The sequence below is a fragment of the Spirochaetota bacterium genome (genome assembly GCA_038043445.1).
In the GTDB taxonomy this organism is placed as follows: Bacteria; Spirochaetota; Brachyspiria; order Brachyspirales; family JACRPF01; genus JBBTBY01.
Genome location: JBBTBY010000131.1, coordinates 17,831 through 27,706, shown reverse-complemented (window position 1 = coordinate 27,706; position 9,876 = coordinate 17,831). Strand labels below are relative to the sequence as shown.

General features: G+C 54.9%; 9 protein-coding genes. 2 read left to right on the top strand and 7 right to left on the bottom strand.

Going from position 1 to position 9,876, the window contains the following annotated elements:
• Positions 1–13 precede the first annotated feature (13 nt).
• The 7 genes from tuf to AABZ39_17370 all read right to left on the bottom strand — a co-directional run bounded on the left by tuf (position 14) and on the right by AABZ39_17370 (position 8,384).
• Entirely contained in the window at positions 14–1,231 is a 1,218-nt protein-coding gene (gene tuf / locus AABZ39_17400) for an elongation factor Tu (GenBank protein MEK6796558.1), read from the bottom strand.
• A 61-nt stretch (positions 1,232–1,292) separates the two neighbouring features.
• Positions 1,293–3,380: an elongation factor G gene (gene fusA, locus AABZ39_17395; GenBank protein ID MEK6796557.1), complete on the bottom strand. Its 2,088-nt coding sequence runs from the start codon at positions 3,378–3,380 to the stop codon at positions 1,293–1,295.
• Positions 3,381–3,402: 22 nt separating this feature from the next.
• Positions 3,403–3,873, bottom strand: a complete 471-nt coding sequence (gene rpsG / locus AABZ39_17390; protein MEK6796556.1) for a 30S ribosomal protein S7 — start codon at positions 3,871–3,873, stop codon at positions 3,403–3,405.
• A 9-nt stretch (positions 3,874–3,882) separates the two neighbouring features.
• A complete protein-coding gene (rpsL, locus tag AABZ39_17385; protein ID MEK6796555.1) occupies positions 3,883–4,257 on the bottom strand; it encodes a 30S ribosomal protein S12 in 375 nt (124 codons plus the stop codon).
• Between the two features lie 401 nt (positions 4,258–4,658).
• Entirely contained in the window at positions 4,659–5,558 is a 900-nt protein-coding gene (locus AABZ39_17380; GenBank protein ID MEK6796554.1) for a hypothetical protein, read from the bottom strand.
• Positions 5,559–5,923: 365 nt separating this feature from the next.
• Positions 5,924–7,072 (bottom strand): CinA family nicotinamide mononucleotide deamidase-related protein, encoded by a 1,149-nt coding sequence (locus AABZ39_17375; GenBank protein ID MEK6796553.1) that lies wholly within the window; start codon positions 7,070–7,072, stop codon positions 5,924–5,926.
• 1 nt (position 7,073) lies between these two features.
• Positions 7,074–8,384, bottom strand: a complete 1,311-nt coding sequence (locus AABZ39_17370) for an MFS transporter (protein ID MEK6796552.1) — start codon at positions 8,382–8,384, stop codon at positions 7,074–7,076.
• Positions 8,385–8,848: 464 nt separating this feature from the next.
• Here AABZ39_17370 and AABZ39_17365 point away from each other — a divergent pair, with 464 nt between their 5' ends.
• A complete protein-coding gene (locus tag AABZ39_17365) occupies positions 8,849–9,337 on the top strand; it encodes a hypothetical protein (protein MEK6796551.1) in 489 nt (162 codons plus the stop codon).
• Between the two features lie 126 nt (positions 9,338–9,463).
• Positions 9,464–9,862: a hypothetical protein gene (locus AABZ39_17360; protein ID MEK6796550.1), complete on the top strand. Its 399-nt coding sequence runs from the start codon at positions 9,464–9,466 to the stop codon at positions 9,860–9,862.
• Positions 9,863–9,876: the final 14 nt, after the last annotated feature.

Genomic DNA, 9,876 nt, shown 5'->3' with positions numbered 1-9,876 from the left:
CCCGACATATTCCTTACTCTACGACCTTCGTCACGACGCCGCGTCCGACCGTGCGGCCGCCTTCGCGTATGGCGAACGTCTGCTTGTCTTCCATGGCGATCGGCGCGTTCAGTTCTATCGAAAGACTGTTGATCTGATCGCCCGGCATGACCATCTGCGTGCTTGCCGGCAGCGTTATGACGCCGGTCACGTCGGTGGTGCGGAAGTACATCTGCGGGCGATAACCCGAGATGAACGCCGTATGACGACCGCCTTCTTCTTTCTTGAGAACATACACCGTCGCTTCGAACTTCTTATGCGGAGTGACCGTACCCGGCTTGGCGAGCACCTGTCCGCGCTCGACATCCGTGCGTTCAATGCCGCGAAGGAGCGCGCCGAGATTGTCGCCGGCAATGCCTTCATCGAGCGATTTGCGGAACATCTCAATGCCCGTGCAAACCGTTTTCTTCGTATCGCGGAGACCCACGATCTCGACTTCGTCATTGACCTTGACTTTGCCCCGCTCAACACGGCCGGTAACGACCGTACCGCGGCCCTGGATGGAGTACACATCTTCAATACTCATGAGGAACGGCTTATCGCTTTCGCGGACAGGGTCCGGAACATACGAATCAAGCGCCTCGAGAAGATCGATGATCGGCTTCATGGCCGGATCGTCTTTCTTGCCTGCGGCTGCTGCCTGCAGCGCCAAAAGAGCCGAGCCCTGGATGACCGGGGCCTTATCGCCGGGGTATCCGTTCTTGGTCAATTCATCGCGAACTTCGGATTCGACGATCTCAAGGAGATCCTTCTCAGCCTTGTCGCACTTATTCATGAAGACAACGATATACGGAACACCGACCTGCTTGGCAAGGAGTATGTGTTCGCGCGTCTGCGGCATGACACCGTCTTCCGCTGAAAGCACGAGGATAGCTCCGTCCATCTGCGCCGCACCGGTGATCATGTTCTTCACGTAGTCCTGGTGTCCCGGGCAGTCGACGTGCGCGTAGTGCCGCTTGGCGGATTCATATTCGACGTGCGACGACGCGATCGTAAGGATCTTCGTCGCGTCACGGCGACCCTGTTTCTCCGACGCCTTGGCGACTTGATCGTACGGGATGTACGTCGTGCCGTACAGCGCTGCGGATACAGCGGTGATCGACGCGGTAAGCGTCGTTTTGCCGTGGTCAACGTGGCCGATAGTACCCACGTTCACATGCGGTTTTTTTCGATTGAACTTTTCCTTGGCCATTTACTGCCTCCTCTCGTTCGATTCCTATTATAGTTAAGATCCTCAACGGATTCCCGTTGGCTTACCCGGCCCTCTTCCCTGAAGCCTTGGCGACGATCTCCTCGGATACGTTTCGCGGCACCTCAAAGTAATGAGAGAACTGCATCGTGTAGCTTGCGCGGCCCTGCGACAAATTCCGTATGGACGTCGCATAGCCGAACATCTCCGCGAGCGGAACGGTCGCAGTCACCGCTTTCGCCCCGGCGCGATCGACGAAACCATGCACCTGCCCGCGCCGTGATGCAAGGTCACCGATGATATCACCCATATATTCTTCCGGCGTGACCACTTCCACCGCCATCATCGGTTCGAGAATAAAAGGATCCGCCTTGCGACAGGCGTCCTTGAACGCCATTGACGCGGCGATCTTAAACGCCATCTCATTCGAGTCGACATCGTGATACGATCCTTCGAACACCGCCACCTTCACGTCAAGGAGCGGATAGCCGGCGAGTACGCCATTATCCATCGCCTCGCGGCAGCCTTTTTCGACGGCCGGTATATATTCACGCGGTATCTTCCCGCCGACGACCTCGTTCTCGAATTCAAAGCCCTTGTTCGATTCGTTCGGGCCGACACGGAGAAATACGTGACCGTATTGACCGCGGCCGCCTGTCTGCTTGATATACTTTCCTTCCATTTCAACGGTCTTGCGTATCGCTTCGCGATAGGCGACCTGCGGCTTACCGACATTCGCCTCGACCTTGAATTCGCGGAACATACGGTCGACGATGATCTCAAGATGAAGCTCGCCCATCCCGCGAATAATGGTCTGATTGGTATCTTCGTCCAAGTTCACGCGGAATGTAGGATCTTCATCCGAAAGACTTTGCAGCGCCTTGGACATTTTGTCCACATCGGCCTTTGTCTTCGGTTCAATAGCGACCGAGATGACAGGCTCGGGAAAATTCATCGCTTCGAGTATGATAGGTTTGTCTTCGACACAGAGTGTGTGGCCCGTGCGCGTATCTTTCAGTCCGACCGCAGCGGCGATATCCCCGGCGAACACTTCGCTTATTTCCTGACGCTTGTTCGCATGCATCTGTATGAGACGCGACACACGCTCACGGACGTTCTTCGTTGCATTGAGGACATAGGAACCGGCTTTCAATGAACCGGAATAGACGCGAAAGAACGTGAGCTTACCGACATACGGATCGGACATGATCTTGAACGCGAGGCCTGCGAACGGCGCATCATCGGCCGTCGGGCGCGTCTCTTCTTTTCCGTCATCGGTGTGCCCCTTAACGTCGGCGATGTCGATCGGCGACGGGAGATATGCGATGACAGCGTCGAGCAGGGGCTGTACGCCCTTGTTCTTGAACGCGGTACCGCACATCATGGGGAAGAAGCGCGCCGAAAGCGTTGCCTTGCGGATAAGCGTAACGATCTCCTCTTCTGAGAGGGAATGGGAGTTAAGATACTTTTCCATGAGCACATCATCGAAATCGACTATCGCTTCAATGAGCTTCTCGCGATATTCATCGGCCTCTTTCTTGAGCGTTTCGCGAATGGGGCGGAATTCGAATTTCGCGCCGAGCTCTTCACCCGTCCAAACGATCTCCTGCATTTTCACAAGATCGATGACGCCTTCGAATTTGTCCTCGGCGCCGATGGGGAGCTGTATGGGGTGCGAATTCGCTTTGAGCTTATCGCGCGTCTGCTTGAACACATCGAAAAAATCGGAGCCGACGCGGTCCATCTTATTGACGAAGATGATGCGCGGGATGTTATAACGCGTCGCCTGACGCCACACCGTTTCGGACTGGGGCTCAACGCCGCCGACGGCGCAGAACACACCGACCGCAGAGTCGAGCACGCGGAGCGATCGTTCCACTTCGACGGTGAAATCGACGTGCCCCGGTGTATCGATGACGTTAATACGGTGCTCTTTCCAATAACATGTCGTTGCAGCGGAGGTAATGGTGATGCCGCGCTCTTTTTCCTGTTCCATCCAGTCCATCTCGGTATTGCCGTCATGGACCTCGCCGATCTTATGTGTCTTCCCGGTATAGAACAGAAGGCGCTCGGTCGTCGTCGTTTTACCGGCGTCGATATGCGCCATGATACCGATATTCCTTGTTTTTGCTAATGATACATCACGCGGCATAATTCTTCCTTAAGCTCCCGGTCTACCAGCGGTAGTGCGCGAAGGCTTTATTGCCCTCGGCCATCTTGTGCATGTCATCACGTTTACGCATGGCACCGCCGGTGCCGTTGGACGCGTCCATGATCTCGTTCATGAGTTTATCGGCCATCGATCGTCCGTTGCGCGTACGCGCGCTCTCGATGATCCAGCGCATGGAAAGGGCAAGCTGACGCGAGGGGCGCACTTCAACGGGGACCTGATAGGTTGCCCCGCCCACGCGGCGCGACTTTACCTCGAGAAGCGGTTTCACGCTTTCGACGGCCTTGGTGAAAATATCTATCCCTTTGCCGCCGGTCTTCTTTTCAGCACCCTCGATGGCACCGTAGACGATGTGCTCGGCGACATGGCGTTTGCCGCTCACCATAAGGCGCCCGATGAATCGGCTCACGACCTCATTGTTATAACGCGCATCCGGCGCTATCTTTCTCGTTTTTGCTCTATGTCTGCGTCCCATGGTCTTCCCTTACGCCTTCGGCCGTTTTGCGCCGTATTTGCTTCGAGCCTGTTTGCGGTTCTCAACGCCGGTCGCTTCGCGCGTGCCGCGTATGATATGATAGCGAACACCCGGAAGGTCTTTTACCCGTCCGCCGCGTATGAGCACCCGATGGTGTTCCTGCAGCGAATGATTGATGCCGGGGATATACGCGGTCACTTCGATGCCGTTGGAGAGCCTCACCCGTGCGATCTTACGCAGAGCGGAGTTGGGCTTCTTCGGCGTCATCGTCGTTACGCGGGTACACACGCCCTGCTTCTGCGGGCACGATTCGAGCGCGGGCGACTTCGTCCGGTTGCGCATTGCCTTTCGGCCGTGCTTGATCAACTGGTTGATTGTGGGCATATTCTTTGCACCTATAGTTGTTCCAATCGCGTCCATTACAACCGGAAAAGGAATGCTTCACTCGTATTCCACTCCGGAGAATGGCACGAAACGCATACAGCACACAGTGCCGATGCAATGGGCTTTCTTTAACCGTTGCGATCGAATCGCGAGTATCTCAGTGCATAAACGCACCGTTCACTCACGAGCCGCCGGCGTCACGTTTTACCGTAGCCGCAGGAAGCTTTCTTCGACGTCTGCGAAAGGTGGCGTAATAATATGGTATCTGTGCGATGTGTCAACGATGTACGAACGCGAATTCAACGCTTTTTCTATCGAATTCATGCTCAATTCACAGTGACAATGAATATAATGCTACATATGATACATAATTGAAATATCGCATCATTGAAAAATGAATGCTATTTCGGTTGTGTGCGCCGCGTCGAGCGGATATGATCGACACAGAGGGAATGGAATTTTCCGTTCTCAACCGATGACGGGATCGCCTTGGCGAACTTGATCATATCCGCATAGGAAAGGAAATCGATGATACGTTCAGCCATCGGCACCCGTGCGTGCTCGAGCATTTCGGCGATCTCGGCCGTCGTCCGTTCAAGTACGGCGATGGAAAAACGCCGTGAGAGATAGGTACGCATCACTTCGGACAGTTCAAAATAGAATTCCTTGTACTTACCCGCATCGATGTACTTTTTTGCCATGAGCGCCTCGATAGCAGCGAGCGCCTCTTCATCCTCAGGGATGGCATTCTTCACCGGTGTTCTGTTCCTTCGAATGCGGATGATGAGCAGCACAACGAACGCCATGATAAGAAGCGCACCGACGATCGCAAGCCAGAACCACAGGGGGAACGGGATGCCCACTTCGCCCCGAATATCCGGCAATTGCGGCGGGGCTCCGTTCGTCGATGCAAGCGGGACTATGGTTATCGTGACCGGCACGGATGCCGCCGTCGATCCGTCCTTTGCGCGCACGGTAAGCGGCGGTATGGTGAATATGCCGAGATCATACACTGATAGAGAGTATGAAACATAGATGCTTTGTTTCGCAGCATTGGTGATAACGCGATACCCAGTCACCGCGAACGGATCGGGAATGGCGTCGGCCGGCGGGGGTATGATATCAGCGAGGTTCGGTGACTTAAGCCGGACGCGGTATTGAAAAACATCGCCGACATTGCCGATGTTCGTATCGATCGACACGGCTATATCGACCGGAAGCAGAGGGGCGGTCGCGAGCAACAGAACCATCGTTACCGCCAACGGACACAGCTTTTCTTTTTTTATCGCTGCTATTTTCATGTGCGTCAGTATATTCCCACCCCCGGTTGCCGTCAAGCATCGCTTGCGCATTGTGCACCCCCTATTCTATCAGCACGCCCGCCTCCGCGACTTCGAGCCTGTCTGCTTCCGTGTTAACGTTTGTACCGGTAGAGTCCGCTTTGTAGAGGCGTTGCAGTATCGCGGAGTATTTGAATTCGTTGGTGGCGTTGGTTATCGACTACGCTACGCTTTCTATTTTTCCATCGGGGAGACGATTGAATGACGACGGACGCGCCGTTGGTATGTAGGTAGTTTATGTTCGTCACCTGATGTAGTATATCGTATTTGTACGTCGTTATCACGCGGCCGAGTGCGTCGTACGCGTAGCTGATCGCGTTTCCCCTTCACGGTAACGCGCGCAGAAGGTTCAGCGCATGATTGACCGCCCAGACCGGCGCGTTCTTCGGCGGGCCGCCGTACGGCCGCGTATAGTTCGATGTTCCGGTTTCGGCGGATAGCGCGATGAATATCTCCTGCTTCTGCGCTCCCGCATGCAGCGTCACTCCGAGACCGACGGACGCTGAACGTTTCTTCCGCAGATCCGCCGTCATGACTGCGAGCGCTTCCGCAGATGGTCGTTCCGACAGCATCTCTCCCCCGAGGAATACCGAGGGCGCATCAGCGAATTCGCGCATCAATGCACCGCCGAGACCGCCTTCGACGATGGAGAGCGTCTTCCCGCTTTCGGCGAGTGTCCGTATCGCGACACGGGCGAGCGTATCATCGTCGACACCATAGATGAACTCTTCCAGCACACGCCGCACCTCGCGCTCGACACCGGCTATGAGCGTGTCCGCCTCTGCTTCGGACGATGCCTTCGCGGTGATGCGTACATCGACCTGCCCGCTCTTCGCGGCAAGACCGACGGTCGGGTTCGCAAGCGACTCGAGATCGCCTATCATATCATCAATGATGGATTCACCCGCACCGGATGTATGAAGCACTCTCGCCTTGATGATGCCTGAAAGCGAGAACGTTCTTTTCACATACGGAAGAACGGCGTTCTGTATGAGATATTCCATCTCGCTCGGCACACCCGGGAGCGATATGACACGCGCGCCGCCCAGCACGTGCATGATGAACGAAGGCGCCGTACCCACGGGGTTCTCAACGGCCTCGGCGCCATCGGGGATGAATGCCTGTCGTTTGTTGTTCACCGTCGGTACGCGGCCGAAACGTTTGAACCGCGCGCAGATCTGATCCCAAAGCTCGGGTACATACACGGTCTTGACGCCAAAAGCAAGCGCTATCGCATCACGCGTGGGATCGTCCACGGTGGGACCGAGACCGCCGGTAGTGATGATGATATCCGCACGCGCCATGGACTCGCGGAGCATAATGGCGATACGCTCAGGATTATCGCCGACCGTCGAGGTGCGGAACACATCAACGCCGATATCGCGTAGATTGCGGGCGATATACGACGAATTCGTATCGACTATCTCGCCGAGAAGCAGTTCGATGCCGATGGCTATTATCTCTGCAGAAGGCATATCACCCTCTTCCTGCGTGCCGCGTCCGCACGGGCATACCTGAACGAACGAGCGTTCTATCCGTACACATGACGGCAATGAGCACGAGCATGCCTAAGCCGGTAGCAATAAGCATCCATTCGATGCGTACTATCTCCGCAAGCGGCCCGAAAAGGAGCATGCCTATCGGCATCATCGAGGTGAATAACATTGTGCTGATGCTGAACACACGTCCGAGATAATCCGTCGGCACCCGTTCCTGGATGTATACTGCGGAAGGCGTATTGAAGAACGCAAGTGCTATGCCGGTTATCCCCATGAACACACAATACACGCCGAAGTGTATCGGCAGTCCGAGCGCGATCGTGCACAAGGCCATGACCGCTGAGGAGAGGAGCATCATATGCATGCGGTTCCTGAAGCCGCCCCACATGCCGATGAATATGCCGCCGAGCATCATGCCGCCGGAAAACACCACCTCTATCGCGGTAAGCCGCCAGACATCGCTCCCGAAGGTGCGGGCGACCTGCAGGGGCGTCAGGAGCGCGGCGGGTGCGACGAGGAACATCAGTATCCCGAGAAAAATAAAGAACGAGACGAGATTGCGCTCTCCGCGTATGTAGCGGAACCCTTCGATCATATCGGCGAAGTACGTGCTTTTCCTCTGCGACGCACGCCGGTGCGCGGGCACGTCGAGGAAGAACATAAGCACGGTTATCGCAACAGCCGCCGTAGCAATATCGATGAGAAAGATGACATGCATGGGGAAGAACGTGATGAGCACCCCGCTCACTACCGGCGAGAGGAGCATTATCGCCGACTGTATCGATGATGATATGCCGTTCACCCGGGTAAGGGCATCCTTCGGGACGAATTGCGGGAGAATGGCGCCGACCGCCGGTCCCTGCACGGCGGTGCCGACAGCACGAAGCGCGGCGGCGACCATGACGAGCCAAAGCCCCTTTCCGCCGGCCATGAAGAGGACAGCGAGCGCAAGCGTCGTCACCGCGATAAGCGCATCCGCAACAATGATGAGATACTTCCTGTTATATCGGTCAGCGAGAACGCCGCCGAACGGCGCAATGAGGAATGTCGGGAGAAAGCCGCAGATGATATATACCGTCATCGCTATGCCCGACTTCGTCTCGAGCGTTACATACCAGAGCAGCGCATACTGCACCAGTGATGAACCGAACAGTGAAACAGCCTGGCTTGACAGGAATGCAGCCGCGCGTCGTATCCATGGTTTTTGCATATGCCATTGTAGCACGGCTTTGCCGAAATTGGTATCCGACCGCTGGATATTTTCCCCTGCAGTCCCGGTTTGACACATATCAGACACAAATCCTCACGTAAGGAACAACGAAAATAACGAAAAACACGAAATAGAAAAAGAAAACAGGGAACTGGATAACACAGCCTTCTTTTCGTGTTTTTCGTATATTTCGTTGTTAAATTCTCTCGCCCCACCCGCCCAATATATAATCACCCACTGGGTGAAAATATTTATACCATTCCGCTGGTTTTATCGGCCCTTAATTCTCGGTATCGCTCTGTTTGCGATTTTTTAGGTGCGATTTTCGGTCATACACCGGGGTTGACAATAATTACCGCATCGATATACTAATCACTAGTAATATTGTAGAGTTTCATGATGCTGGGCGGTCCTTGTTCGATAAACCGTTCCGGTGATTTATACGGAGGATAACGACACAGCATATCTATATTCAGACACCAGGTATCGTGCGGATGCCGTAGTTCCGCTTCGCTAATACATCAAAGTACAGGAGAGTTCAAATGAAGAAGATCATATTCCCGTTCGTATTGTTTGCACTGGCGGTTTCCGCATTTGCCGCCCCCGCAAAAGCAGCCCCGAAAGCAGCCAATCCGCTTGCGACCGAAAAGGATACGGCTAAGCTCATTTCGCTCGTGATAGCAGCTGACTACAAGGCAATTACCGAAGACGCCTATGTCGCCGTCATGAAGAATCTTACCACGGTCGCAAAATCGATCGATATTTCATCCGCAGACGGACAGAAGAACGCGGCAAAAGTAACGATGGCGATCATTGTGTTCCGGAAGAAAGCCAAGGACCCCAGTTCGTATACCGATGGTGATGGTAAAAGCATTGTAGACAATGACTGGATCGAAAGAAAATCGGCTGGCGTCGCGAAAGACCTTGCATCACTGAGCAAGGATCAGTTCGTTGCGAAGATCGACAAGGATTACCCCACTGAGGAAAAGGCGCTCAGGGAAGAATTCCAGAAGGCAAAAGCCGCAAAATAGCGGCATCGATTCATGTAGGTAAGAAGCCCATCGACGGGCGGTCAGCCGTACGAAACGGTGCGGCTGACGCCCGTCATTGTATCACCGAAAGTGAGCTGGATATCCAAAACGGCTGGAGGAAAGAAAATGCGCGCTGCCTTTATTCCGGCTGCATTCATTGCGGCACTGACGCTCATGCTCGTAACGATCGGATGTTCGAAGCCCGCGGAACAGACCCCGATCTCCGCGGAACAGATCGCAGGCTCTACGATCGTCCGCGAAGCACCCGGCCCAGACGATACATTGCGGTTCACGGTAACGCTCAACACCGACGGGTCGGTACACGGCACCGGCGATGTATCGGGCGCTATCGGAATATCGTATCTTTCGAACGGAAACTGGAGCATACGAACGAACATCGTTCGGCTGACACTCACCTTCATCGGGTACTACGAAGCGCTGCAGAGCGTAAGAACGAATGTTCAGGCGATAACCATACCCGGTTCGAACTTCACCGGGACAGGCAGGACCATAACGATCCCGTAACCGGTATCCCGGCG